This is a genomic window from Stenotrophomonas sp. NPDC077420 (genome assembly GCF_044543385.1).
Classification (GTDB): domain Bacteria; phylum Pseudomonadota; class Gammaproteobacteria; order Xanthomonadales; family Xanthomonadaceae; genus Stenotrophomonas.
In genome coordinates this window covers 207,592-233,764 of record NZ_JBITVZ010000001.1, presented here as the reverse complement: position 1 = coordinate 233,764, position 26,173 = coordinate 207,592, and the positions used below count along the sequence as shown (strand labels likewise).

Sequence of the window (26,173 nt, the reverse complement as noted above, 5' to 3'; positions counted from 1 at the left end):
AACCCGGCTTCTGGCCGGGTTCTTTTTTTCCTAGAGCTCTGCAACCACGCGCTGCAATCCCGTCCGCCAATCCGGCAGGGTGATGCCGAAATCCGATTCCAGTTTCGCCACGTCCAGGTGCGAATACGCCGGGCGCTTTGCCGGGGTCGGGTAGTCGGCCGTGGTGATCGCCTCGACCTTCGGCGCGCGGGCCAGTTTGCCCGCCGCGACTGCCTCGGCAAAGATCGCCTCGGCAAAGCCATGCCAGCTGGTTTCGCCGTTGGCCGTCAGGTGCCAGGTGCCGGAAAGCTGCGCCGGATGCTGCACCACCTGCGCGGTCACGTCGGCAATCAATGCCGCCGGCGTCGGCGTGCCCACCTGGTCGGCGACCACGCGCAGGACATCGCGTTCAGCGCCGACACGCAGCATGGTGCGCAGGAAATTGGCGCTGTGCGAGGCATACACCCAGGCGGTGCGGAAGATCAGGTGACGCCCACCGGCCGCGCGGATGGCGTCTTCACCGGCCAGCTTGCTGGCCCCGTACACGCCCAGCGGTGCGGTGGCGTCGTCTTCGCGATACGGGCGCGTGCCCTGCCCGTCGAACACATAGTCAGTGGAGTAATGCACCAGCGGTACGCCCGCCGCCGCGCACCAGCGGGCGATGACGCCAGGCGCCTCCGCATTGGCACGCCAGGCCGCGTCGCGATCTTCCTCGGCGCGATCCACGGCGGTGTAGGCCGCCGCATTGACCACGATGCCGGGCTGCACGCGGTCGAGCAGCGCCACCAGCGATTCAGGCTGGTTGAAATCCGCCGTCTCGCACGCCGTGCCGTCGGCAAGGGTGCCGCTGCGGGTGGTGGCCACCACCGTGCCCACCGGCGCCAGGGCGCGCAGCAGTTCCTGGCCCAGCTGGCCGTTGCCGGCAAACAGCAGCACCGTCACGGGGTACCCTGCAGCGCGGCGTAGTCCGGCAGGCGGTCTTCGGCGATGTCCTTCAGGAACGGCGCAGCCTCATCCTTGGCCGACAGGGTCGGGCCACTGATCGGCCAGTCCACGCCCACGTCGGCGTCATTCCAGCGCACGCCGGCGTCGAAGTCCTTCAGGTAGACCTCGGTGCACAGGTAGCTGAACACGGCGCGCTCGGACAGCACCGCGAAGCCGTGGGCGAAGCCTTCCGGAATCCAGAACTGCTTCTTGTTTTCCGCGCTCAGCACCACCGCTTCCCACTGGCCGAAGGTCGGCGAGCCACGGCGGATGTCCACGGCCACGTCGTACACCTCGCCTTCCAGCACGCTGACCAGCTTGCCCTGCGGGCGCGGCCACTGGTAATGCAGGCCACGCAGTACGCCCTTGGCCGAGGTGGACACGTTGCTCTGCACGAACTTCGTCGGCAGGCCGTGCTGGCCGAAGCGTTCGGCGTTCCAGGTTTCGAAGAAGAAGCCGCGCTCGTCGCCGAACACCGCCGGTTCGATCACCACGCAGCCGGGCAGCTTGGTTTCAATCACTTTCATGGCACGACTCCACGCACGGCCAGCGCATGCAGGTACTGGCCATATCCGTTCTTGATCAGCGGCGCGGCGAGCGCTTCCAGCTGTTCGGCGTTGATCCAGCCCTGGCCGAAGGCGATTTCCTCCGGGCAGCAGATCTGCAGGCCCTGGCGGGTCTGGATGGTTTCAATGAAGTTGGACGCTTCCAGCAGCGACTGGTGCGTACCGGTATCGAGCCACGCATAACCGCGCCCCAGGGCTTCCAGGTGCAGGTTGCCCTCGCGCAGGTAGCGCTGGTTGAGATCGGTGATTTCCAGTTCGCCACGCGGCGACGGCTTGAGCTCGGCCGCATGGTGGCTGGCATTGCCGTCGTAGAAATACAGACCGGTAACCGCATAGTTGGAACGCGGATTGGCCGGCTTCTCGACCAGGTCGATCACCTTGCCCGACGCGTCGAACTCGGCCACGCCGTAACGCTCCGGATCGGTCACCCAGTAGCCGAAGACCGTGGCACCGGTTTCGCGCTGGTCGGCGCTGCGCAGCACTTCACGCAGCCCATGGCCGTGGAAGATGTTGTCGCCCAGCACCAGGCAGCTCGGCTTGCCGTCCACGAAGTCCTTTCCGATCAGGTACGCCTGGGCCAGGCCGTCCGGGCTCGGCTGCACGGCGTACTCGATGTTCATGCCCCACTGCGAACCATCGCCGAGCATGGCCTGGAACAGCGCCTGCTCGTGAGGGGTATTGATGATCAGCACATCGCGGATGCCACCGAGCATCAGCACGCTGAGCGGGTAATAGATCATCGGCTTGTCGTACACCGGCAACAGCTGCTTGCTGACGCCCTTGGTGATCGGATACAGGCGGGTGCCGGAGCCGCCCGCCAGGATGATGCCCTTGCGTTGAGTCATGGGAAATCCTTCAGGCCGTAGTGCCGATGCGTTGCAGGCGGTAGCTGCCGTCGAGCACGCCGTTCACCCATTCCTGGTTGTCCAGGTACCAGTCGACCGTGAAGGCAATGCCCTGGTCGAAGGTGTACTTCGGCTCCCAGCCCAGCTGGTCCTTCAGCTTGGATGCGTCGATGGCGTAGCGGCGGTCGTGTCCCGGACGGTCGGCGACATAGGTGATCTGGCTGCTGCGCGGCTGGCCATCCTCGCGCGGACGACGCGCATCGAGCAGCGCGCAGATCGCGTGCACCACTTCGATGTTCTCCTTTTCCGAGTTGCCGCCCACGTTGTAGGTCTCGCCCACCTGGCCCTTGGCCAGCACGGTACGGATGGCTTCGCAGTGGTCGCTCACGAACAGCCAGTCGCGCACCTGCTTGCCGTCGCCGTAAACCGGCAGCGGCTCGCCGGCCAGTGCCTTGGCGATCACCAGCGGAATGAGCTTCTCCGGGAAGTGGTACGGACCGTAGTTGTTGGAGCAGTTGGTGGTCAGCACCGGCAGCCCGTAGGTGTGGTGGAACGCACGCACCAGGTGGTCCGAAGCAGCCTTGGACGCCGAATACGGCGAATTGGGCGCATACGGGGTGGTTTCGCTGAACTTGCCGGTCTCGCCCAGGGTGCCGTACACCTCGTCGGTGGAGACATGCAGGAAGCGGAATGCCTGGCCCTTGTCGGCCGGCAGCGCCTTCCAATAGTCACGCACCGCCTCAAGCAGGCCCAGGGTGCCGACCACGTTGGTCTGGATGAACGCGCCCGGGCCGTCGATGGAGCGGTCGACGTGGCTTTCGGCGGCGAAGTTCAGCACGGCGTCGGGCTGGTACTCGGCGAGCAGCTTGGCCACCAGGGCCTGGTCGCCGATATCGCCCTCGACGAAGACGTGGTTCGGGTTGCCTTCCAGGCTGGACAGGGTCTTGAGATTGCCCGCATAGGTGAGCGCGTCAAGGTTGATGACGCGGTTGCCCTTGGACACCGCCTCCAGGACAAAATTTCCGCCAATGAATCCGGCTCCGCCGGTGACAAGCCATGTGGGCACTACTGCGTCTCCTGTCTGATATTCGTCCCGGGCGGCGCGTCGGCACCGGCCCTATTTAGCGGAACAGCATACAACGGCAGTGTCTTCACCACTTCATTCCCCAAGTGAACGGGAACCGCAGCGGGAGGGCGTTCATTGCTGCGATGCACAAATACCATACGCATTCGCATGGTGCCTCGCAGGCAGTTAGAATCGCGGTCCCACCCCCGAACCGGTTGCCGTGTTCCGCGACCGGACGTTCCCCGTTATTGAAGGATCCCGCACCAGATGAAAATCCTCGTCGCGTACAAGCGCGTGGTGGACTACAACGTCCGCATTCAGGTCAAGCCGGACGGTTCCGGCGTGGTCACCGACGGCGTCAAGCTGTCCCCCAACCCCTTCGATGAAATCGCCCTGGAAGAAGCCCTGCGCCTGCGCGACAAGGGCATCGCCACCGAGGTCGTGGTTGCCACGATCGCCCCGGCCGATGCCCAGGCGCACCTGCGCAACGGCCTGGCCATGGGCGCCAACCGCGCCATCCACGTGGTCACCGACCAGGCCATCCAGCCGCTGACCGCCGCGCGCACCCTGCTCAAGCTGGTCGAGAAGGAGCAGCCGGACCTGGTCATCCTGGGCAAGCAGGCCATCGATGACGACGCCAACCAGACCGGCCAGATGCTGGCCACGCTGTGGGGCCGCCCGCAGGCGACCTTCGCCAGCAAGCTGGAGATCGCCGATGGCAAGGCCACGGTGACCCGCGAGGTCGACGCCGGCCTGGAAACGCTGGAAGTGGACCTGCCGGCGGTGGTCACCACCGACCTGCGCCTGAACGAGCCGCGCTTCATCAAGCTGCCCGACATCATGAAGGCCAAGGCCAAGCCGCTGGAAACGCTGCAGCTGGCCGACCTCGGCGTTGACGCCGCCGATACCTTCAAGACCACCCAGTACGCCGCGCCGTCCAAGCGCAGCAAGGGTGTGATGGTCAAGGACGCGGCCGAACTGGTTGCCGCACTCAAGCAGAAGGGGTTGCTGTAATGACCAAGATCCTCGTTGTTGCCGAGCACCACGACGGCAAGATCAACGCCGCCACCGCCAAGACCGTGAGCGCCGCCGCTGCCATCAGCGGCGCCAGCATCGACGTGCTGGTGCTGGCCGCCGACCCGGCCGCCGTGGCCGCCCAGGCCGCAGAGCTGGCCGGCGTGACCAAGGTCCTGACGGTGGCCAATGCCGCCAACGCCCAGGCCCTGGCCCAGGTGCTGGCCCCGCAGATCGCGCAGCTGGCCACCGGCTACACCCACGTGTTCGGTCCCTCCACCACCTTCGGCAAGGACCTGATGCCGTGCGTGGCGGCCCTGTTGGGGGTCAACCAGGTCTCGGACCTGATGACCGTTGAAGGCAGCCACAGCTTCAAGCGCCCGATCTACGCCGGCAACGCCATCATCACCGTGGAGGTCCCGGCCGACCAGATCGTGGTTGCCACCGTGCGTGCGGCCTCCTGGCCGGAAGCGGCCAAGGGCGGCAGCGCCCCGGTCGAAGCCGCCAGCGTGGACGCCGCCCTGCCCTCGCACACCCGCTTCGTCGGCCTGGCCGCCGGTGCCACCGACCGCCCGGACCTGCAGAGCGCCAAGCGCGTGGTCTCCGGTGGCCGCGGCGTGGGCTCGGAGGAGAACTTCAAGGTGATCTTCCAGCTGGCCGACAAGCTGGGCGCCGCCGTGGGTGCCTCGCGCGCCGCCGTGGACGCCGGTTATGTGCCCAGCGACCTGCAGGTCGGCCAGACCGGCAAGATCATCGCCCCGGAGCTGTACGTGGCCGTGGGCATCAGTGGTGCCATCCAGCACCTGACCGGGATCAAGGACGCCGGCACCATCGTGGCGATCAACAAGGACCCGGATTCGCCGATCTTCGAGATCGCCGATATCGGCCTGGTGGGGGATCTGTTCACCCTGCTGCCCGAGCTGGAAGCAGCGCTTTGACCTTGGGTTCTCTCGTTGCCAGGGCGTCTTCGGACGCCTTGGCATCGGCGGCGACATGAACCAGCGCGTATTGCGTTTCCTGGTTTCGGGCGGCTCTGCTGCCGCCGTGGAATATGCCGCGTTCATCGCACTCCAGTTCGCCCTGGGCACGGCGTGGCTGCTGGCAAGTCAGTCGATCAGCTTCGGCTGCGGCTTTATCGTGAGTTTCCTGTTGAACCGGCGCTGGGTATTCCAGAGCCGTGGCAATGCAGGCGGCGAGCTCGCCAAATACGCCGTGGTGGCTGCCGTCAACCTGGCGGCAGGCAATCTCCTGATCCTGCTGATGGTGGATCGCATCGGCATCCACCCCCTGCTGGCCAAGTTCCTGATCATGGGCATGATCGCCTCATGGAACTACCTGATTTTCTCCCGACTGGTTTTCCGGAAGCCAGCCTGAGCGAGGGCGGACCGGAACCGGCCGCCCCCGATGCGTTTGTAGGTATTTTCTTACCCCCCGAAGTGCCTTCGTGGCGCGGGAGGATTATCTGCACCTTTTTGTATTTCAGTTTTATGACTGTCGTCGTATGATCGCGCTCCCGCATTAGCCGCGCCATTCGCGTTGTTTCCCGACCGTGCCAAGGTCGCAACACCGGATGCAGCGCGAAGCAGAACTGTTACTGATCATGCACGAATCTTCGAATTTCCTCCGTCGCCTGCCGGGCTGGGGAACTTGTCTTGCCGCACTGGTGACACTGGCGCTGCTGCTGAGAATGCGGCCTTTCTACGCTACCACCGACCTGCTGGCATTTGCCGTTACCTGCACGCTGGAACTGGTGCTGCTGGAGATGCTCACACGGCTCTGCCTCAAACCGCGCAGCGCGCCGTTGCGCCTGGCGGCACTGCTGGTCCCTGCGCTGATCGGGTGCGTCTACATGGCGCAGCTGTACTCGGTCTGGATTTCCGGCGGCCTGATTCCTCCGATCGCACTGGCCAACCAGGAAGTGACCGGACTTATTTCCTTTACCGGCATTTACTGGTTGCTGGCCGCGTTCCTGGCTGCATTTTTCGCCCATGCCGTCTTCCACCGACCGCAGCCAGCGCCTCGCCGTTCGGCTGCTGCCGCCGTAGGCATCGGCGCGGTTGCGCTGCTTTACGCAGCCACGCTGGTGAACCAGCCGTTGGCGCGCGGTATCGTGGTCACCCGGGGCGAGGCGCCGGTGTCTTCGTTCGTACGGACCCTGTCGACCTACCTTGGCATGAACGCACCCGAGCAGTTGAGTGCGGCGGAACTGCTCAAGGTGCGAACCGAGTTCCTGCGGCGCACGACCTACGGCGAGGAGTTCCCGGCGACCTACCGGCAGGGGCTGCCTGACAGGCCGAATGTCATCGTGATCTTCACCGAGGGCATGTCCGCGCGGTGGATGGAAACCTACGGCGGCGCCCATCCCGGCCTGATGCCGAACCTGGATCGCCTCGCCGGCGAATCGCTGGTTTTCCGCAACTACTACAACCATACCGCTGCCACGTTCCGTGGCCTGCGTGGCCAGTTGACCTCGGGCCACCAGGAAATGGATGGCTACAACGAAGAAGGGACGGGTACCGGCCAGCGTGATGTATCCCAGGACATCAACGCCGTGCCCCGGGTCAGCATTCCGAACGTGCTGCGGTCGCAGCGCTACCACAGCATGTTCTTCCTGTCCCAGCAGGAATACATCAACAACATGATCGAGACGCTTGGCTTCGACCGGACGCTGGGGCGCGATTACCTTTACGAGCATTACACCGGGAATGCGCCGGGGGCGCGGCCGAAGGTCCTGAGCGATGCGGACCTGTTCAGCGCCATGCTGGGCGAGCTGGAAAAGCAACCGGCCGATCACCCGTTCTTTGCGGCGGCCTACAACTTCCAGACCCACGCGTTTCTTGACGGCGATGCCAGGTACGGCGACGGCAGCAACCCCCTGCTGAACCGGTTCCACTCGTACGACCGCGACATCGGCCGTTTCATCGAGCGTTTCAAGGCCAGCCGCCTGCACGAAAACACCGTACTGGTCATCACCAGCGATCATTCCACCTACCCCTCGCCCAACGCGACCAGGGCGGACCCCCGGATCGAGAACTACTTCGTGGATACGATTCCGTTGCTGATGTACTGGACCGGCGTAAAACACAGCGTGGTCGACGTGGCCGGCAAGAACTCCCTGGACCTGGCGCCAACGCTGCTCAGCCTGCTGGAGGCGCGCAAGAGCCGCAACCTGTTCCTGGGCTGCAGCCTGTTCGAAGCGTGCGCCTTCGACCGGATCTCGAGCATAGGCGGCCAGTACATCCTCACCGATGCGGACCGCTCGTATTCCGATTACTACGTGCCGCCGGAGCAGCGCTCCTACTATGAAGAAGGCAAGCGCCTGATCGAGCGCTACAAGTCGATGGACGTGGTGCTTGATGTCCACTAGCGGGCACTGCGCGCCGTAGCGCCCACGCTTCGGGTACGCTACTACGCCTGCCTGAGCGGAGCCCTGCCGCGTGTGCCCGCTTCCTCCCGCGTCCCCCGCTGTCCCGGCATCGCCCGGGTCGCGCAGGCGATCGCCGCTTTTCCTGCTGGTCATCGGAGCGGCCTACCTGGCCCTGCTTCTCTACATCGACCGCGGCACTGGCCTCCTCGCCCGGCTTGCGTCGCACGCCGGCCCGATGAGCGTCTGCGTGGCCCTGGTCCTGGCCAGCTTCGTGGTGCGCTACCAGCGCTGGCGGCTGGCGTTGGCTGCGCAGGGTCACCCGCACCTCGGCTGGTGGTCGGGGCTTGTCGCCTATCTGGCGGGCTTCGCCTTCACGGTGTCCCCCGGCAAGGCCGGCGAGCTCCTGCGCATCCGGTATTTCGGGCGGATGGGCGTGCAACCGGCCCAGGTGCTGGCAGCCTTCATCTTCGAGCGTGGCCTTGATCTGGCCATCCTGACCCTGCTTGGCATCGCGGCAGCCACGCTGATTCCCGCATTCGGCGTGTTGGCCGGTCTGGTGTCTGGACTGCTGCTGGCGTTGTGCCTGGCCAGTTGCTGGCCCTGGCTTCAACGGCGCTTGTCCGCCCTGGCCTCGCGCGTGCCGGGATCCCGGCCGCGCCGGCTTGCGGGCTTCCTGGTCCACGGCGTGACCCAGGCAGGCCCGCTCCTGCGCCCGCGGCTGGCCGCCCAGGGCCTGGCGCTGGGCGCCGTGGCGTGGCTGTTGACCGCAGCAGCCTTCACCTACCTCTGCCAGGCCATGGGCCTGAGCCTGACCTGGCAGCAGGGACTGGGCATCTATCCCCTTGCCATGCTGGCGGGCGCCGCGTCCTTCGTTCCCGGTGGCGTAGGCACGACCGAGGCCGCGATCGTGCTGATGCTGGGCGCGATCGGCGCGCCGCTGGACGTTTCCCTGGCGGTCGCAGTCGGCATCCGGCTGGCCAGCCTGTGGTTCGCCATCGCAATCGGCATGCTGGCGATGCTCAGCCTTGAGCTGGGCGCGCAGCGTGAGCGCGGTCAGTGACGTAACGTAACTCCTGCCATAATTCCGGGCCGACCCATGTTCACCCGGTGTCGTCCACGCCCTTCTGCCCAGGAGCTCCACGCTTTGACCCCTGAATCCCGTGCCCTCTGCGTGGATCTCGACGGCACCCTGCTCCGCTCGGACATCCTGTATGAGTCCCTGCTGGCGCTGCTCGCCCGCAATCCGCTGTATCTGTTCCTGATCCCGTTCTGGCTGCTGGGCGGCAAGGCCGCCGTGAAGCGGCAGCTGGCATCCCGTGTCACGCTGCCGGCAGAAACGCTGCCATATGACGAGCGCGTGCTGGAGATCCTGCGCAGCACCACGCAGCGCCCGCGGGTGCTGTGCACCGCGTCGGACCAGATCCTGGTGCAGCCCATTGCCGATCACCTGGGGCTGTTCGATGAGGTCATGGCCAGTGATGGCCAGACCAACCTGTCCGGTCGCAACAAGGGCGACGCGCTGGCGCAGCGTTTCGGCGAACGGGGCTTCGACTACATGGGCAACGGCCGCGTGGACCTGCTGGTGTGGGCTCGTGCCGGTGGCGCCATCGTCGTCAACAACGGGGCGCAGCTTGCCCGCGACGCCGGCAGGCAGACCGAGGTGCTGGCCCACCTGCCGTCGCAGAACGGCGGCCTGGTGACCTGGATCAAGGCCGTGCGTGTCTACCAGTGGCTGAAGAACCTGCTGGTGCTGGTGCCGCTGTTGACGGCCCACCGTTTCCTGGACCCCGCCTCGCTGATCGACGCCGGCATCGCATTCCTGGCCTTCGGCCTCTGCGCATCAGGCGTGTACCTGCTCAACGACCTGCTCGACCTGACCCCGGACCGGATGCATCCGCGCAAGCGCAGGCGACCGTTCGCGGCCGGTACGCTGCCACTGCTGCACGGCCTGCTGGTCGCGCCGTTGATCACCTTGATGGGGTTCGCACTCGCGCTGCTGTGCAGCGTCGAGTTCGCCGTGGTGCTGCTCTGTTACTACGTGATGACCCTGAGCTACTCGTTGCAGCTCAAGCGGATCGTGATGATCGACGTGGTCCTGCTGGCCGCGCTGTACACCGTACGCATCATTGGCGGAACGGTGGCGATCGGGTCGGAGCTGTCGTTCTGGCTGCTGGCATTCTCCATGTTCGTGTTCCTGAGCCTGGCGATGCTGAAGCGGTACACGGAGCTTGCCTCGGCGCTGGCCAACGGCAAGCAGCTGGCACAAGGGCGCGGCTATTCGGTGGCCGATCTCCCGCTGGTGCAGTCGCTTGGCGCGGCAGCCGGTTACATCGGGGTCCTGGTGTTCGCGCTGTACATCAACAGCCCCGAGAGCCTGGAACTGTATCGGCACCCGAAAGTGCTGTGGCTGCTGTGCCCGATGCTGCTCTATTGGATCAGCCGCATGTGGATCGTCGCCCATCGCGGCAACATGCACGATGACCCGATCGTGTTCGCCGCCACCGACCGCGGCAGCCAGGTGGTCATCGCCCTGTGCGTCCTGATCGTGCTGGCCGCGATATGAGCGCTGGCCGTGGCCAGTCATGGGGTCGCTACCCGCAGGCGGCACAGCAGCTGCTGCCGGTCATCGACCGCGCGGCGGCGCTGCCGGACACCGGCGCATCGCTGCTGCCCCACGGAAATGGCCGCAGCTATGGCGACAGCTGCCTCAACCCGGGCGGCGCATTGCTCATGGCCGGCGGGCTCGACCGGTTCATTGCCTTCGACCCGTCGACCGGGGTGATCCGCTGCGAGGCCGGGGTGACCCTGGCCGACATCATCGACATCGCGCTGCCGCAGGGCTGGTTCCTGCCGGTGACGCCCGGCACCCGCTACGCCACGGTGGGCGGCGCGATAGCCAACGACGTGCATGGCAAGAACCACCACCGCGCCGGCAGCTTCGGTCACCACGTCCGCCGCCTCGAGCTGCTGCGCAGCGATGGCCTGCGGATTGCGTTGGATGGCACCGACCGCAGCAGCCTGTTCGGCGCCACCGTGGGCGGGCTGGGCCTCACCGGTCTGATCACCTGGGCCGAACTGCAGCTGCGGCGCGTGCCCGGGCCCTGGATGGAAACCGAATCGATCCGCTTCGACTCGCTGGATGCGTTCTTCACGCTTTCGCGCGAGTCCGCTGCGGATTTCGAGTACACGGTGGCCTGGATCGACTGCCTGGCCACGGGCAGGCAGCTGGGGCGCGGGCACTTCCTGCGCGGCGACCATGCGCGCGGCAATCCGCAGGCCGCCATCCCCAGCACCCGGCCACGCCGCAGCATCCCGGTGGTGCCGCCGGTGTCGATGGTCAACCGCCTGACCCTGCGCCCGTTCAACTCCCTGTACTACTGGCGCCAGCCCGCCCGCAGCAGGCGCCATGTCGCGCACTACCAGAGTTACTTCTATCCCCTGGACGGGATCAACGACTGGAACCGGATGTACGGGCCGGCCGGCTTCCTCCAGCATCAGTGCGTATTGCCGCCGGCCACCGCCCGCGACGCCACCGCCGAGCTGCTGCGGGAAATCTCCCGCAGCGGGCGGGGCTCGTTCCTGGCGGTATTGAAGGAATTCGGCACCGCGCCGGCCGCGGGCATGCTGTCCTTCCCGCGGCCCGGCACTACCCTGGCGCTGGATTTTCCCAATACCGGGCCGGACCTGTTCACGATGCTGGAGCGGCTTGACCGCATCGTCGCGGAGGCGGGCGGGGCGGTGTATCCGGCCAAGGACGCGCGCATGTCCGGTGCGCTGTTCCGCCAGGCCTTTCCCGCCTGGGAAGCCTTCGCGTCCCATATCGACCCCCGTTTTTCATCCGGCTTCTGGCGCCGGGTCATGGAGTAAGCATGCAGAAAGTACTCATCATCGGTGCTACGTCCGCCATCGCCGAGGCGGTTGCCCGCCTGTACGCGGCGCGATCGGCGACGCTGTTCCTGGTCGGGCGCAACGCGGGCCGGCTGGAGGCGATCGCCAGCGACCTGAGGGTGCGTGGGGCGCAGCAGGTCGCGACATGGCCGCTGGACGTCAATGACATCGCCAGCCATGCGGGCATGCTCGACGCCGCCTGGACGGCCAGCGCCGGCATCGACACCGTGCTGATCGCCCATGGCACCCTCCCCGACCAGGCCGCCTGTGACGCCTCGGTGGACCTGGCCCTGCGCGAGTTCCTCACCAATGGCACCTCGACCATCGCCCTGTGCACCGCGCTGGCGCAACGCCTGGCGCCGGGCAGCAACCTGGCCGTGATCTCCTCGGTCGCCGGTGACCGTGGCCGTGCCAGCAACTACCTCTATGGCAGCGCCAAGGCCGCCGTGACCGCATTCCTGAGCGGCCAGGGCCAGCGCCTGCGCAGGAAGGGCATCAACGTACTGAACATCAAGCCCGGCTTCGTGGATACTCCCATGACCCACGCCTTCAAGAAGGGCGCGCTGTGGGCGTCGGCCGACAAGGTGGCGCAGGGTATCGTGCGAGCCTCCGATCGCCGCCGGGCCGTGGTGTACCTGCCGGGGTTCTGGTGGGCGATCATGCTGGTCATCAAGAACATCCCCGAATTCGTGTTCCGCCGTATCTCCCTTTGACCCCCGCGAAAAAGGAACCCCTGCGATGCCGGATATCGATCACGACCTTGACGTCCTCTATCAACACCGGTTTCCGAAAGAAGAACTTGCGAACAAGAACCGCATCTGGAACGTGCTGTGCACGCAGTACTTCAACCGGTTTGTCGATGCCGGCGACACGGTCGTGGACATCGGCGCCGGGTACTGCGAATTCATCAACAACATTCCGGCCGGCCGCAAGATCGCAGTGGACCTGAACCCGGACGTGCGCAGGTTTGCCGCGGACGGCATCGAAATCATCAATGAGTCGTGCACGGCGGTAAGCTCGATTCCGAGCGGCAGCGTGGATGCCGTCTTCATGAGCAACTTCCTGGAGCACCTGCCCAGCAAGGACCTGGTGCTGCAGACCCTGCGCGAGAGCGCCCGCATGCTCAGGCCGGGCGGCCGGGCCATCATCCTGCAGCCCAACATCCGCTTCCTGTACGACGAGTACTGGGACTACTTCGACCACCACACCGCGCTGAGCGACCGCAGCCTGGTGGAAGGTGTGCTGATGGCGGGACTGGAACCCCGCGTGGTGATTCCCCGCTTCCTCCCCTACACCACCAAGAGCCGCCTGCCACAGGCCCCCTGGCTGGTGTCCCTTTACCTGCGCATCCCGCTGGCGTGGCACATCCTGGGCAAGCAGGCCCTGGTTGTCGCCTACAAGCGCGGCTGAGCGTTCCTATCGGTACCCGAGTTCGTCCATGGCACAGAAGAATGACAAGATCGTCCTCACCGGCGCCGCAGGCCTGGTGGGGCAGAACCTCATCGTCGAGATGAAGCAGCAGGGCTACACGCACCTGGTGGCCATCGACAAGCATGAGCACAATCTGGCGATCCTGCGCGGACTGCATCCGGACGTGGAAACGATCCTGGCCGATCTGGCGGAGCCGGGCGAATGGACCCGCGCTTTCGAAGGTGCACGCTTGGTGGTGCAGCTGCACGCACAGATCACCGGCAAAACCACCGACCTGTTCGTGCGCAACAACATCAGCGCCACCGAGCGCGTCCTGGCCGCCTGCCGGGCCGCCAGCGTGCCCTACCTGGTGCACATCAGTTCGTCGGTGGTGAATTCGGTGGCCAAGGACGACTACACCCATACCAAGCGCGAGCAGGAAGCCCTGGTGGTCGCCAGCGGCCAGCGCCACTGCGTGCTGCGACCCACCCTGATGTTCGGCTGGTTCGATCCCAAGCACCTGGGCTGGCTGTCGCGCTTCATGGCACGAACGCCGGTGTTCCCGATTCCTGGCGACGGACGCTTCATGCGCCAGCCGCTGTACGAGCGTGACTTCTGTCGATGCATCACCCGGTGCATCGAAACCGAGCCCGATGGACAGGTATTCGACATCGTGGGCGACACCCGCGTGGACTACGTGGACATCATCCGCACGATCAAGCGGGTCAAGAACCTGCGCACGGTGATCGTGCACATCCCGATCGGCTTCTTTGCCTTCCTGCTGCGCACCTACTCGCTGTTCAGCGCCAAGCCCCCCTTCACCGCCGATCAGCTCACGGCGCTGAGTGCCGGCGATGACTTCAAAGGCGTAGACACAGAAGCCGTGTTCGGCGTCCGCCAGACGCCGTTCGAAGACGCCATCCGCGAAAGCTACACCGATCCGCGCTACAGCCACATCGTGCTGCAGCGCTGACCCAATACCTACGGAAATCATTCGAATGTGCAATATCGCCATCATCGGCAGCGGCCCCATGGGGCTGATGGCAGCCTTGGAGCTGCTCAAACAGGGCCATCAGGTCACCGTCTACGAGCGCGATGACCGCATTGGCGGCATGTCGGCGGAGTTCGATTTCGATGGCCTTCGCATCGAGCGCTACTACCACTTCATCTGCAAGACCGATTACCCGCTGTTCAAACTGCTCGATGAGATGCAGTTGTCCGACCGCCTGCACTGGACGGACACCAAGATGGGGTATTACTACGAGGGCAAGCTGCACAAATGGGGTACCCCGTTCGCGCTGCTCGGTTTCCCGCACCTGGGCATCGTCGACAAGGTCCGCTACGCGCTGCATGTGATGCATACCAAGGGCATCAAGGACTGGACCGCACTGGACAAGGAAAACGCACGCGATTGGATCACCCGCTGGATCGGCCCCAAGGCCTACAAGGTGATGTGGGAAAAGGCCTTCGCGTTGAAGTTCTTCGAATACCAGGACAACCTCTCCGCGTCCTGGATCGGCACCCGGATCAAGCGCGTGGCGCTTTCGCGGCGCAACCTGTTCAACGAAAGCATGGGCTACCTTGAAGGCGGCTCGTCCGTCCTGCTGGAGCGCATGGCCGCGGAGGTCCGGCGCCTGGGCGGCCAGATCCTGCTGGGCCAGCCCATCGAGGAAGTCACCTCGGCGGATGGCAAGGTCACCGGCATCCGCACCACGGCCGCGCACGCCGCGTACGACGCCGTGGTGTCCACCGCACCGATCCAGTACGTGCCCAAGCTGGTTCCGGGCCTGCCGCCCGCCTTCGCCGCCCAGGTTGGCGCCATCGAGAACATTCCCGTGGCCTGCGTGATCCTGAAACTCTCGCGCCCGGTCAGCGAGAATTTCTGGATGAACATCAGCGACGACCGGATCGCCATTCCGGGCCTGATTGAGTACAGCAACCTCAACCCGGGCAATGGGCCGGGCGAACATATCGTCTATGCGCCGTACTACATGCCCACCACCCACCCCAAGTGGCAGTGGAGCAACCAGCAGCTGATCGACGAAGTGCTCGGCTACCTGCCGATGATCAACCCGGACTTCAAGCCGGAGTGGATTCTCGCCACCCATTGCCATCGTTACGAGTACGCCCAGACCATCTGCCCGCCCGGTTTCCAGGACATGCTGCCGCCGATGAAGACGCCGCTGGAGGGGTTTTACATGGCCGACACCGCCTATTACTACCCCGAGGACCGGTCGATCAACGAGAGTATTGCGGTGGGCCAGACGTTGGCCCGGATTGCGTCCGGGCAATCGCGCCAGGCTCGGTAATCCCATTACCACGCCCGGGGGGCGTCCCGCCCCTCGACAGCCCCCAACGCGTTATTCCTGGTGGAGTTCCCATGTTCCTTTTGACCAGCACCAGCTCCAGCCCGAACGAGGCGCCGGCCAGAGAACGGTTCACATGGTTCATGGTTGTTCTGCTTGTCATGGCTTACAAGAGCAATGACGCACTCACCAATCCGCAGTTCTGGGCAGAGGATGGCAGGGTGTTTTTCAGCGAGCAGTTCGGGCATGCCTGGCCGCAACTGACCACGTCATATGCCGGCTACCTGCTTACCATTCCCAGGCTGATTGCGTGGTGCGCAAGCTGGTTTCCGTTTGCAAAGGCGCCACTGGTCTACAACGCTGGCGCGATCCTGCTGTCCGCGGCCGCGATAACGTTCACATGCCGGAGGCTGCGGTTCTTCCTGCCGCCCTGGATCGTCGCGCTGTCCTTCCTGGCCGTCCCCACCAATGGTGAGATATTCGGCACCCTCACCAACGTGCAGTGGTTCCTGCAGTTCTTCATGGCGGTGTGCTGTCTCGCCCCGGCGATTGCGTCACGTTCACCGGCATCCCCGTGGATCAGGGCGTGTGGCGTTCTCCTGATCGCGCTGACCGGGCCATTCTCCGCGTTGTTGCTGTTCGTGGTTGCAGGCCTGTGCGGGTTGAGCTGGCTGGCGAGGCGCACGAACATCGATCCCTTCGATGGCGCCCTCGCGGGATTCAACCTCAACCGCGACTGGCATTCCATTGCGGCCACCGCCGTCGGCGCCGTGGTCCAGGTGTGCGTCATCGCCACGACGTCCCAGGGAGGCGTGTCCCAGGACAGGCCGGTCTGGGTGTTGAAGACCACGTTCACGGAGCTGGTTCCACCGCACATCTTCGGCAGCGATTTCCTCACCGGCACCTCGTGGCTGGTCGTATACGCGCTCCTGCTTTTCGGCGTGGTTGCGTTTCGCTCGGCGAACGGAAGCGCGCGACTGTTGGTGCTGGGGTTCCTCGGATTCGCCTCGATCGAGTGCTTCCTGCCGATGCTTCGCATGACCGATCCGGAAGGATTGAACCCCTTCTCCGGTGATCGCTATTTCTACCTGTTGAAGGTGGTCTGGTGGTGGGCCGTGTGGATGTGCCTGGGCGCAGGGAATCGCCGCACCCGCGCCAATGCGACTCTGGTTACCACTGGACTGATATGCCTGTTCGCCACCATGAACCTGCCGCAGATGCGTCGCGCGGCGTTCAAGGACTTCGATTGGCACGGGCATTCGGCAATCCTTGAAACGCCGGGTAAACATTCGATACCCATCAATCCCTACGATTGGCGCGTCGAGGTGGAGCGCCGCGCCCCGGCCGTCGACAAATGATGGCCTTTATTCCTTCCCGCAACTGCGCATTTTACAGAAAGCCCACAATCGACAACGCATGAACGTACCTCTTCCTTCCACGCAGTTCCTGCGTTTCCTTGTTGCAAGCGGATTTGCCGCGATCGTCAACGTAGGCTCACGGATCGTACTGAGCCACTGGCTTCCTTACGTACCGGCGATCATCCTCGCGTTCTGCCTGGGCCTGATCACGGCGTTCACACTGAACAAGATCTTCGTGTTCAGCGCGTCGCGACATCGGCTGCACCACCAGTTCCTGTGGTTCCTGGCGATCAACCTCGCCGCGGTGGCGCAGACCGTAGCGGTAAGCCTGGTCATCGCCAGGTGGCTGCTGCCCGCGCTCCACATCGACTTCCACAACGACACCATCGCGCACGCCATCGGCGTGATGGTTCCGGCGGTGACCAGCTACATCGGGCACAAGCGCCTGTCGTTCAGAACCTGACGATCGTTGCCTCGCCCGTCGTGTCACGGGCGAGGCGTGCCGACTACTGTACCGTCGGCGTCACGGTCGCATCCTGCCGCCGGATGGACAGGAGCGGTGGGTGGCACGCGCGAAGAACGCCTTCGTCGTTCTGGAGAACGCGGAAGTGAACCAGTCCCTGGAGCTTGCGGACATCCACATAGGCTTCGTAGCCCACATGGTCACCCAGCTCCGGGTGCCCGAAGTAGTAGGCGACGTCCAGCCTGCCAACCGCAATGGCCGGTATGACGAAGGTGCGGCCGTCTTCAAACGCCGCCAGCAGGGAAACGCCCTGGTTCGGCTTGCCTGCCTGCGCGTCCAGCGCCGCCCAGCCTCGCACTTTCACGAGACGGGGCGGGAATTCCAGTGGAACCACGCCCACGGGCACGCCGCTCACCTCTTCAATGTTGCAGTTGCCGCCGGCCGGGTATGCATCCCCCGGCAGCCCGTCCTTCCATGCGCCGGTCAACGCGGCGTCCGCATCACTGCTTGAAGGTACATTCAAGCTGGACAGCTGCAACTGATAGGCGCGTTTCCACATCCAGTCCGAGCCAGGGTCACCCCGCACCGCCATCGACACGACCTTGCGCTGCCCCGGAAGTTCATCACGGTAAACGGAACTGAGCGAAACGAACCCGTTGGCGTCGATTACCGACGGCGAAAGCAGGAAGCCGGTGGCCCCCATGCCGGCCACCATGCGGTAGGACGACACACCTCCATCGGCATACTTCACTTCCAGCTTCAGCTGCGGCGCCTTGTACACCGCACTGAACAGCTTCCCCAGCAACGTGGGTTTGATATCCAGTGTTGCCCACACCGGACCTGCGCCGTTCGGCACGGGAACGACCTCGTCGAAGTTCGCCACGACAGAGCGTACGGGCTGCGGTTTCAGCGCAGCCGGCGAGCCGGTGCGGCGTTCCAGCACCGCATAGCCGCCCTTGAATCCTTTGGGTTCGTACTTGCCAAGCAGTTCCAGCCAGCTCGCGCCGTCGTCGAGGGACGGATACCTTCCATCGATCGGGTCGATCTTGAAGTAGATCCGTGCCGGAGGTGCCTCACGCAGATGGTCGGCATTGGCACGCAGCAGCGACGGCGTATACGCAGAGTAGCTCTGCAGCACCGGGCGCGGCTTCCACTCCGCGCCGGTGACCAGCAGCAGGCCAAGGTCGTGCGGATAGAGGTCGGCCTGTCCTGTTTCCCCCATGAAGGGCGACTCCGCGCGAATCTGATTGATGCGCTCCTCATAGAGATCGGGATAGGCGCTGTTATCGGTCAGGCGTACCCAGAGGCCCTGGGCCGGAATCTTCACCGCATTGCCAAGTCGCGCCAGCGCTGCGACCGGTTCTGGAGATGCATAGGAAAAAACGATGAGCGCAGAGCCCGCCAGACCGACGCTGAGTGATGCCACGCCACGACGGTACTCGCGCCCCTGCGTAAGGAACAGCACGACACCCAGCAGCATCAATGCTGTCGACGCGCCTTGGGCATGCGCCTGGTCGCCTCGCACGAATCCCGACTTGAAGGCCACGAACAGGTACAACGCGATCAGAAGGGTCACGTGCCAGTTTCTGCGAAGCCCCCCCTTCAACGAGATTGCAAGCAGGAGCACTGCCGCCGCGATATAGAAGACGATGTTCATGGGCCGCGGATCACCGGGCGAGGACATCGCATTGGTATAGCCGGACACAATGGGCGCCTGGGCGATGAAATACCCGGGCAGGTCAAGCAGTGCCTGACCTGCGATCAGCCATACCAGGATCAGGCTCACCACCTCAGCGAGGAAAATGGCGATTGCCGTGCGGGGAAATGCGCGCCAGCACAGCAGTATCGCGATCAGGCTGGCGACAGCGGAGGTCAGGCTGAAGCTTGCCTTGACCAGCGGCAGGATCGGGATCGTCGCTGCAAGGAGGAAGATCACCGGATGGTTCAACCGCCCGGTCGCTACGCCGCGGGCAACCACCAGCGGCAGCAGGAGCGGCACCAGCATGAGCGTGGCGTCCCGCCAACCGGTTCCGTAAGGCAGCCAGATCAGACCGATCGCGAGCGGAAACAGGAGCAGCAGGGGGCGTCTGTCGGGACGGACGGCGGCAATCAATCCCGCCGACAACGCCAGCGCCAGCAGGAACGATCCCACCAGCATCAGGACATCGGTACCCGGGTGGTAGACATTGGTGTAGATCGCTGCCAATGGGCCGAAGGTGAAGACAATGTCCTTGCCAAAGCGCAGGTGCTCGGTGGTGGCCATGTTCATCGCATGTGCCCACGAGCCATCGAGGCTCGCGTTCGGCATGGGCGTGGCGAACGGCGTCAGCAGGAGCACCAGCAGCACGACAGTGACCGCCGACATTGCCCAGCCCAACGCTGACGTGCGGCTGCGCAACCCGCCATCATCGTCCAGGACGGCTACGCGCTCGCCCGCCGCTGGACCTGTAACGGCTGTATCTCGGATCATCGACGGGGAACTCCGCGCAACGTACGGTGGATGGGAATCCGTGGCTGGTTGGCGATGTCGTAGCTGAGGAACGCCAGCAGGAACTGCAGTCCGCTCACGATTGCGATGGAGGGCAGGACGACCGTGCCGACCGGCGCGGAAACACCCGCATCGGCGGCAGCCACCCAGTGCCAGCCACCATAAAGCGCACCGCCGCACAGCAGCGCGAGCGCTGCCACCAGCTCGAACGATGCAATGGTCAGGTCGCGAAGGTAGTAGCGGTACGCAATGCGCTTGCAGAAATTGCGTGCGTGCTTGAGCGCGAATTCACCCAGCACCTGGCTTACCTTCAGGTTGCTCACTTCGTCGCCGTAAAGCGCATCCATGGGAACATCCTGGACCACCGCCTGCATCGCATTGAGCCGGAACAACAGATCGGTCTCGAAGAAGTAGCGCGTGCTGATGGCCTCCATCGGCAAACGCTGCGCAACCGAGGCGTGGATCGCCGTATACCCGTTGGTCGGATCAAACAGCCGCCAGTACCCCGTCGATGCCTTGGCCAGGAAGGACAACCCGAGGTTGCCGACGCGTCGCAGCAGCGGCATGCGGCTGATGTGCGAAAGGTCCCAGAAGCGGTTGCCCTTGGTGTAGTCCGCATCACCGTTCAGAATCGGCGCCACGAACATCGGCAGCAGTGCGGGGTCCATCTGGCCGTCGCCGTCGATCTTCACGATCACCGTCATGCCGTCGGCAACCGCCTGGCGATAGCCCGCCATGGTCGCCCCGCCCACGCCCTGGTTCACCGCGTTGTAGATCACCCGGACGCGGGGATCGGTGTTGTTCTGCTCGATGAACTGACCGGACTGCTCCGGGCATGCGTCGTCGACACAGTAGATCGCATCGACCTCCGGTCCGATGGAGGCGATGACCTCCAGGATGTGGCGAATGACCTTGTAGCTGGGGACCACCACCGCGATCTTGTGCGTGGCGGAGTTCGACTTGGCAGCGACGTCAGCGTCCATCGTGATTTCCTTCAGGCTCATGCCCATGATTCCTCAAGGATCCAGCTGGTAGAAGACCAGACCGTCCGGCCCGTGGGCGACTGCGGCACCCTCGGCACCCAGCTTGCGGTACCCCGTGAGGCAGTATTGTCCATCAAGGACGGCCGCATCACTCTGCCCTTCCCAACGATGCGCGAGCAGGTGGGTGACGCCGGCGCGCCGGAGGATGGCACGGGCTTCATCGGGCCGCGACTGGCAGAACATGGTGCGCAGGTCTTTGGCGAAGTACCCGTAGCCCGCGCCAAGGCGGATGTTGAACAGGTAGTCGCGCTGCGTGAAGGGCAGATAGGGGGTGACGTAAAGTGACGGCAGCACCCAGTCCTCGCGACCGTTGAGCACGATGGCGTAGGCCGGCGCCAGCACCACCGCATCCTTGGGAAGCTTGGCCTCTGTGGCCTGGAACGCGCGCACGTCGGCTTCGCTGATCGGGAAGGTCCAGCCCTGGTCTGCGGGCGTGACGCCCTTGATGTCCACGCGGACGAATGCGACCACCACCACCAGCGCGCACAGTCCCACCAGCACGCGGGACACGCGCGGCCACCGGCGATGCTGCAGCATGCCCGGCCACCGCCATTGCACGACCGCATCCACCGCCATCACGACGGTGCCAAGCATCAGCGTCCAGTGCAGCATCAGCACGTACATCACCAGCAGGCCGATATAGCGCTGCGTATAGGTGGTCAGCAGGCTGGCCTCGAGGGTTTCATGGCCCAGGGTCAGCGTGACGATGTTCGACACGCGCAGCGCAACGGGAACGGCGATCATCAGTGCCACCTGGATCACCAGGAGCATCGAGAAGGCACCGCGGCGGCGGATGCGCTCCGGCGCCACGGTGACCATCGCGGCACCCAGCACCAGGGTAGCCCCCAGCAGCACCCGGGTCGCCGGCAGCAGGCGCTGCCCGAGCATCTGCGGCGATTCGGGCAGCATCTGCATGCCCATGCCGGGCTGTGGCCCATACCACAGCTCCCAGGGCAGGACCTGCAGGAGCCGTTCGCCCACCCCGATCGAGGTCGAAAGCTGAGCGGGCGCGATCAACAGCTGCAGGCCCAGCGTGTGCTGCACGAACTCCCGTACGGCCGGCACCGTCTCCGCCAACAGCTGCAGGTAATAGGGGTCGCTGAACAGCAGGATGCTTCCGACCACGCCGCCACAGACCGTCCCGAGCGCGGGCAACAGCAGCTTGCCGCGCGCACCCGGCGCGCGCCACCACAGTCCGGCAACCGTCACCGCCCATGCGGGGAGCGTGAAGCTGACGAAGGCGATGGCCAGCGAAGGATTGAGCTTTGCCGCCATGGCGCCGGCAAGCGGCAGCATGGCCCACACCAGCACCCAGGGTCGGCTCGAACGGGCAGGCTCCTGCCAGCACAGCATGGCAGCCAGTACCGGCAGCAGCAGGGTGGAGATGGCCGCAAGGCGTCCGGTACTGTTGAGGTCATCGGTCGGGTACAGGAACAGGGTGCCGCGCAGGATCATGTAACCCAGCGCCACCACCAGCAGTGCCGCCCACAGCTGCTGGAACAGCGGCGAGAGGTGCCGCCGCTGCATCCACACGAGCACGCATTCGATGAACGCGAACAGCGCCAGCGTGGCCTGCAGGACCGGCTGGATCTTCAGGAACGGCCCGATGTGCGCGCCGAAACCGGGCCAAGCCCACAGCGCCGCGATCACGTGGAGCATTTTCGGGTACTTCTCGACCCAGTCGCTGTGGCCGGCGGTCAGCTTCGGGTAGCCGGCGTTGAACATGTCCAGCGCGAAAGCGATGTGCTGGTGGGTATCCAGCCCCAGTGCACCGGCCGTAAACGAATAGTGGGTGGCGGCCTTGGCGAGGACCATCAGGGCCAGCACGCCCACCAGCAGCCAGGCGCCGGTGGCAGCCAGGCCGGCCGCACCGGAGCGTTGCCTCAGCCTGGCGCGGTTGAAGAACAGCGAAGCCGCCAGGACCGCAAGCACCAGGAACGAGATCGGATGCGGCAGCCCGAGCAGCTGGCTCCACGCCCAGGTCAGCGGCCAGGCGCACAGCCAGGCAAGCACGAATACCAGCTGCCCCAACAATGCGCGGGTGAACAACGCGGGCGAATCGAGCAGGCTGTTCAGGCGAAGCCATCGCGCGCACAGCTCACCGGCCCACGCCATTCCCAGGAAGGCAACCGCCAGCAGGGCAACAAACCCCGCCTGCGCCAGGCTCTGCAGGAACGGCAGCACCAGCAGCAGGACCAGCACCGGCACCACGAACAACGACGATTTTTGACCGCGCAGCGGCCAAGCGATTGACTGACCCACGTTTACGCTTCCTTTTTCTGCTTACGCCCCCAGGCGCAGCATGTCCATGACGTCATCAGCGACCCGGTCAAAACTGCCAGGCTGCAGCAGCGGGTGCGCCTCGCCGGCAATCGTACCGGCCGCCATCCCCTGACCCTCGCAGGCATCCACCTGGGCCACCAGCGCCGAGCAGATCGCCTCCGGCGTCATGGCATCCAGCGACACCACGTTGGGCGTGGTGTCGTCCAGCCGCTTGTTGTCGTAGCGGTTGGTCACCACCCGCATGCCGAAGGCCGCCATTTCCAACGGCGGGTAGCTCGGATGCGGCGAGACCATGAGCGACAGGCCAACCGCGGAACTGGACAGCAGCGCCGCATACGCGTCGATGCCGAGTTTGCCGAGTGCCTTCAGCGAGAACGGCCCAAGGTCCAGATCCGCCTCGAGCTCGCCGGGCGCTGCAACCTCCCACTGCGCCGCACGCGGGTCCTTCCAGCCCCAGAGCCGCAGGCCTTCGCAGATCAACTCGAAGGCATTGCGCGGCGTTCCGGGACGCGCATAGACCACGATGCGTCGTTTACGTGGCTCCAGGCGCTGGCGCGCTGCTGCCAGTGCCGGTCGCAGGCCGTCGTGCAGCACCGGTTCGAACACGGAGCGATTGACGTAGCGCATGTCATGCCGGGCGAAGAAATCCGCGAGCAGACCGGTGTTGAACACGCCGATGTCCCGATCGGGACGATAGGTGCTCAGTGCGAGCGCATATTGGCTGGACCAGGCGTAGAAACCCGGCTCGAAGTCCTGGATCAGGTACACCAGCGGGCGGTCCACGCCGCCGTTCTCGCCCTGCCACGTGGACATGCGCTGTGCCGCGTAGGCCGTCCACCATGCGGTGGCCAACCAGATGTCTTCAGCGGCGACCGGCAGTGTCTTCTGGTAGCGGTCGTTGAACGGCACGATCTGCCGGGGTGCCGCCGACGTGGCGTCGGAGGGCACGCAGACGTGATCGGCGAACCGGGACAACGCCTCTTCGTCGGGACTGCTGTCCACCAGCACGATCCGCGACGCGGCAAAGTGCCGCGACAGCTGCTGGTAGATGAGCACGGCCGTATGGATACCGCCAAAGTAATGCTGGCGATTGATCGAGGGCAGCACCAGGTTGAGGCGCTTGCCTGCCCAGGGATCGTGCCGCGGCAGGCACGGGGTGATTTCACCGACGTGGGTGGTCGGGGCCGCAGCGCCCGGGGCGCCGCGATCCAGACGCGCTGCGACGCGCCGAAGCAGATGCGCAATCCGCTTCACTGGCCCATCTCCACCAGCCTCGGCGACGACTTCATGTAATCGAGGTTGGGGCTGTAGAACGGGTCACCCTCTTGGCGATACGGCGAATAGGCCTGGGCCGACCGCACGAAGTCGCTTTCGGGAATGGCGCGCGGGTCGCGGGTCTTGGACTCGTGGTGGATCATCACCGAACGGGCCACGTACACCGTGGACAGGCCGCGCTGCCGGGCGCGCAGGCACAGCTCGACGTCGCTTCCGCACACGATGAAGGTCTCATCGAATCCGCCCAGGGCATCGAAGGTTTCCCGCGCCACCACCATGCAGGCACCGGTGACCGCGAGCACCTGGCGCTGGAGCACGGGGGACACGAAGAGATTCTGGCTGTGTACCGGCGCCTCTCCCTTGAACACATGGTCGGCCCAGCCACCCATGCCGATAACGACACCGGCGTGCTGGATGGTCCTGTCGCCGTACAGCAGCAACGGACCGCAAACGCCCACGTCGGGGCGAAGCGCGTTCTCGGCCAGCCGCTGCAGCCAGTCGCCGTCGATGACTTCGGTGTCGTTGTTGAGGAATACCAGGACCTCGCCCTTCGCTTCGCGGGCAGCGAGGTTGTTCAACGCAGACCAGTTGAACGGCACATCGGCCGCGAGCACCCGGAAGTTCGCGCGGCGGGACATGTCGCGCAGCCACGCCAGGGTTTCCGGCTTGCTGGAACCATTGTCGACGACGATGATCTCGAACGCCGGGTAGTTGGTCTTCGCATACAGGGATTCCACGCAGGTCTGCAGGAGATCCAGGCCATCCCGGGTCGGAATGATGATGCTCGCCAGAGGACCGGTGTCTGCATAGGGATAGCGCACGTCGTAGCAGAACAGGTTGCTGCCATCGTCCACGTGCGCGCCCGGATGACGTCGCTGCACGTGATCCTGCAGCGCGCGCTTCCCGGCATCGTGGGCATACGGCTTGGAGTCCGCATTGGCGGCCGTCGAGCCTGCATGCGCGCGCCAGTGATACAGCACCCGCGGCACGTGGGCCACAGTGGCACCGGTAGCAACGCAACGCAGGACCAGATCGTAATCCTGCGAACCGTCGCAGTCGCTGCGCAGCCCCCCCATCGTGCGGACCAGGTCGGCATCGAAGCTGACCAGGTGCCCCAGGTACATCTGCGACAGGAACAGATCTTCGTTCCAGTCAGGCTTGAAGTACGGGTGGCGCAGCCGGCCGTCGTCGCCCAGCACATCGTGGTCGGTGTAGACGATCTGGGCGTTCTGCGACGCGTGACATGCGACCACGGCCGCCAGCGCATCCGGCTCCAGCAGGTCGTCGTGGTCGAGGAAGGTGATCCAGCGTCCACTTGCAAGCGTGATGGCGGCATTGGTGGTGGCTGCGATGCCTTGGCGGGTGGTCGAACGCGATACCCGCAGGTTCGGCAACCGGGCGCCCAGCTCGTCGAGCACGCGGGCGACCTGCGGCTGGTCGGAGGCGTCGTCGTGGATGCAGAGTTCCCAATGCGGATAGGTCTGCGCGGCCACGCTTTCGATGGCTTCACGCAGGAAATTTTCCGGCGTGTTGCAGACCGGCATCACGATGCTGACCAGGCCGAGATTGGCGGGCACCGCCACGGCAGGCTGCCGCTCCAGCCACGCCGCATAGGCGTCCGGCGTGGCCGCAGGTGCCGGCGCGGCGGGCGCGCTGGCGTAGGAGAATATCTTGCGGACCAGGTGGCGCGGGCCCTTGCGCGACGCAGCGATCACGGCCGACATCAGGCTTCCCGCACTCACGCCATTGGACTGCGCGCGGCGCAGGCTCCAGTACATGGCGACGAACAGCTTGCGAATCTTGGACACCATCAAAAAATCTCCTTGCTCATGCGGTAC

Annotated in this window: 22 protein-coding genes; 13 read left to right on the top strand and 9 right to left on the bottom strand. The window is 65.1% G+C overall.

Annotated features, from left to right (window positions below; all coding sequences use genetic code 11):
* Window positions 1-30 precede the first annotated feature (30 nt).
* Genes rfbD through rfbB form a run of 4 tightly spaced genes read right to left on the bottom strand, consistent with a single transcriptional unit; the run spans window position 31 to window position 3,440 of the window.
* Window positions 31-921 carry a dTDP-4-dehydrorhamnose reductase gene (rfbD, locus tag ACIGII_RS01015; RefSeq protein WP_399635640.1) on the bottom strand — a complete coding sequence of 297 codons (891 nt, stop codon included), beginning with the start codon at window positions 919-921 and terminating at the stop codon, window positions 31-33.
* Entirely contained in the window at window positions 918-1,490 is a 573-nt protein-coding gene (gene rfbC, locus ACIGII_RS01010) for a dTDP-4-dehydrorhamnose 3,5-epimerase (protein ID WP_399635643.1), read from the bottom strand. The genes rfbD and rfbC overlap by 4 nt, the downstream gene beginning before the upstream one ends.
* Complete coding sequence (gene rfbA, locus ACIGII_RS01005; protein WP_399635646.1) at window positions 1,487-2,374, bottom strand: glucose-1-phosphate thymidylyltransferase RfbA; 888 nt, start codon at window positions 2,372-2,374, stop codon at window positions 1,487-1,489. Before rfbA ends, rfbC begins: the two co-directional genes overlap by 4 nt.
* Window positions 2,375-2,384: 10 nt before the next feature.
* Entirely contained in the window at window positions 2,385-3,440 is a 1,056-nt protein-coding gene (gene rfbB / locus ACIGII_RS01000; RefSeq protein WP_399635651.1) for a dTDP-glucose 4,6-dehydratase, read from the bottom strand.
* A gap of 267 nt (window positions 3,441-3,707) precedes the next feature.
* Here rfbB and ACIGII_RS00995 point away from each other — a divergent pair, with 267 nt between their 5' ends.
* The 13 genes from ACIGII_RS00995 to ACIGII_RS00935 all read left to right on the top strand — a co-directional run bounded on the left by ACIGII_RS00995 (window position 3,708) and on the right by ACIGII_RS00935 (window position 17,246).
* Window positions 3,708-4,454 (top strand): electron transfer flavoprotein subunit beta/FixA family protein, encoded by a 747-nt coding sequence (locus ACIGII_RS00995; RefSeq protein ID WP_399635653.1) that lies wholly within the window; start codon window positions 3,708-3,710, stop codon window positions 4,452-4,454.
* Window positions 4,454-5,392 (top strand): electron transfer flavoprotein subunit alpha/FixB family protein, encoded by a 939-nt coding sequence (locus tag ACIGII_RS00990; protein WP_399635656.1) that lies wholly within the window; start codon window positions 4,454-4,456, stop codon window positions 5,390-5,392. Before ACIGII_RS00995 ends, ACIGII_RS00990 begins: the two co-directional genes overlap by 1 nt.
* A 55-nt stretch (window positions 5,393-5,447) precedes the next feature.
* Window positions 5,448-5,828, top strand: coding sequence for a GtrA family protein (locus tag ACIGII_RS00985; protein ID WP_399635658.1), 381 nt, complete (start codon window positions 5,448-5,450; stop codon window positions 5,826-5,828).
* 226 nt (window positions 5,829-6,054) lie between these two features.
* Entirely contained in the window at window positions 6,055-7,821 is a 1,767-nt protein-coding gene (locus ACIGII_RS00980; RefSeq protein WP_399635660.1) for an LTA synthase family protein, read from the top strand.
* Between the two features lie 70 nt (window positions 7,822-7,891).
* Window positions 7,892-8,881, top strand: a complete 990-nt coding sequence (locus ACIGII_RS00975; protein WP_399635662.1) for a YbhN family protein — start codon at window positions 7,892-7,894, stop codon at window positions 8,879-8,881.
* Between the two features lie 111 nt (window positions 8,882-8,992).
* On the top strand, window positions 8,993-10,384 hold the full coding sequence (locus ACIGII_RS00970) for a UbiA family prenyltransferase (protein ID WP_399635778.1): 1,392 nt from the start codon (window positions 8,993-8,995) through the stop codon (window positions 10,382-10,384).
* Window positions 10,381-11,688, top strand: a complete 1,308-nt coding sequence (locus tag ACIGII_RS00965; RefSeq protein ID WP_399635664.1) for an FAD-dependent oxidoreductase — start codon at window positions 10,381-10,383, stop codon at window positions 11,686-11,688. The genes ACIGII_RS00970 and ACIGII_RS00965 overlap by 4 nt, the downstream gene beginning before the upstream one ends.
* A 2-nt stretch (window positions 11,689-11,690) precedes the next feature.
* The gene (locus ACIGII_RS00960; protein WP_399635667.1) at window positions 11,691-12,422 is read left to right on the top strand and encodes an SDR family oxidoreductase; all 732 of its coding nucleotides are present in this window, start codon (window positions 11,691-11,693) and stop codon (window positions 12,420-12,422) included.
* Between the two features lie 25 nt (window positions 12,423-12,447).
* Window positions 12,448-13,119 carry a class I SAM-dependent methyltransferase gene (locus ACIGII_RS00955; RefSeq protein ID WP_399635670.1) on the top strand — a complete coding sequence of 224 codons (672 nt, stop codon included), beginning with the start codon at window positions 12,448-12,450 and terminating at the stop codon, window positions 13,117-13,119.
* Window positions 13,120-13,147: 28 nt separating this feature from the next.
* The gene (locus tag ACIGII_RS00950) at window positions 13,148-14,092 is read left to right on the top strand and encodes an NAD-dependent epimerase/dehydratase family protein (RefSeq protein ID WP_399635672.1); all 945 of its coding nucleotides are present in this window, start codon (window positions 13,148-13,150) and stop codon (window positions 14,090-14,092) included.
* Window positions 14,093-14,117: 25 nt separating this feature from the next.
* The gene (locus ACIGII_RS00945; RefSeq protein WP_399635675.1) at window positions 14,118-15,428 is read left to right on the top strand and encodes an NAD(P)/FAD-dependent oxidoreductase; all 1,311 of its coding nucleotides are present in this window, start codon (window positions 14,118-14,120) and stop codon (window positions 15,426-15,428) included.
* A 71-nt stretch (window positions 15,429-15,499) separates the two neighbouring features.
* Window positions 15,500-16,783 carry a hypothetical protein gene (locus ACIGII_RS00940; RefSeq protein ID WP_399635678.1) on the top strand — a complete coding sequence of 428 codons (1,284 nt, stop codon included), beginning with the start codon at window positions 15,500-15,502 and terminating at the stop codon, window positions 16,781-16,783.
* 58 nt (window positions 16,784-16,841) lie between these two features.
* On the top strand, window positions 16,842-17,246 hold the full coding sequence (locus ACIGII_RS00935; RefSeq protein ID WP_399635680.1) for a GtrA family protein: 405 nt from the start codon (window positions 16,842-16,844) through the stop codon (window positions 17,244-17,246).
* A gap of 43 nt (window positions 17,247-17,289) precedes the next feature.
* Here ACIGII_RS00935 and ACIGII_RS00930 read toward each other — a convergent pair whose 3' ends face one another.
* The 5 genes from ACIGII_RS00930 to ACIGII_RS00910 all read right to left on the bottom strand — a co-directional run bounded on the left by ACIGII_RS00930 (window position 17,290) and on the right by ACIGII_RS00910 (window position 26,146).
* Window positions 17,290-19,716 (bottom strand): hypothetical protein, encoded by a 2,427-nt coding sequence (locus tag ACIGII_RS00930; RefSeq protein WP_399635683.1) that lies wholly within the window; start codon window positions 19,714-19,716, stop codon window positions 17,290-17,292.
* Window positions 19,713-20,738 carry a glycosyltransferase family 2 protein gene (locus ACIGII_RS00925; protein ID WP_399635685.1) on the bottom strand — a complete coding sequence of 342 codons (1,026 nt, stop codon included), beginning with the start codon at window positions 20,736-20,738 and terminating at the stop codon, window positions 19,713-19,715. The genes ACIGII_RS00930 and ACIGII_RS00925 overlap by 4 nt, the downstream gene beginning before the upstream one ends.
* Window positions 20,739-20,750: 12 nt before the next feature.
* Entirely contained in the window at window positions 20,751-23,039 is a 2,289-nt protein-coding gene (locus ACIGII_RS00920; RefSeq protein ID WP_399635688.1) for a hypothetical protein, read from the bottom strand.
* A 21-nt stretch (window positions 23,040-23,060) separates the two neighbouring features.
* Window positions 23,061-24,170: a hypothetical protein gene (locus ACIGII_RS00915; protein ID WP_399635780.1), complete on the bottom strand. Its 1,110-nt coding sequence runs from the start codon at window positions 24,168-24,170 to the stop codon at window positions 23,061-23,063.
* Window positions 24,171-24,310: 140 nt separating this feature from the next.
* The gene (locus ACIGII_RS00910; protein ID WP_399635691.1) at window positions 24,311-26,146 is read right to left on the bottom strand and encodes a glycosyltransferase family 2 protein; all 1,836 of its coding nucleotides are present in this window, start codon (window positions 26,144-26,146) and stop codon (window positions 24,311-24,313) included.
* Between the last annotated feature and the right edge of the window lie 27 nt (window positions 26,147-26,173).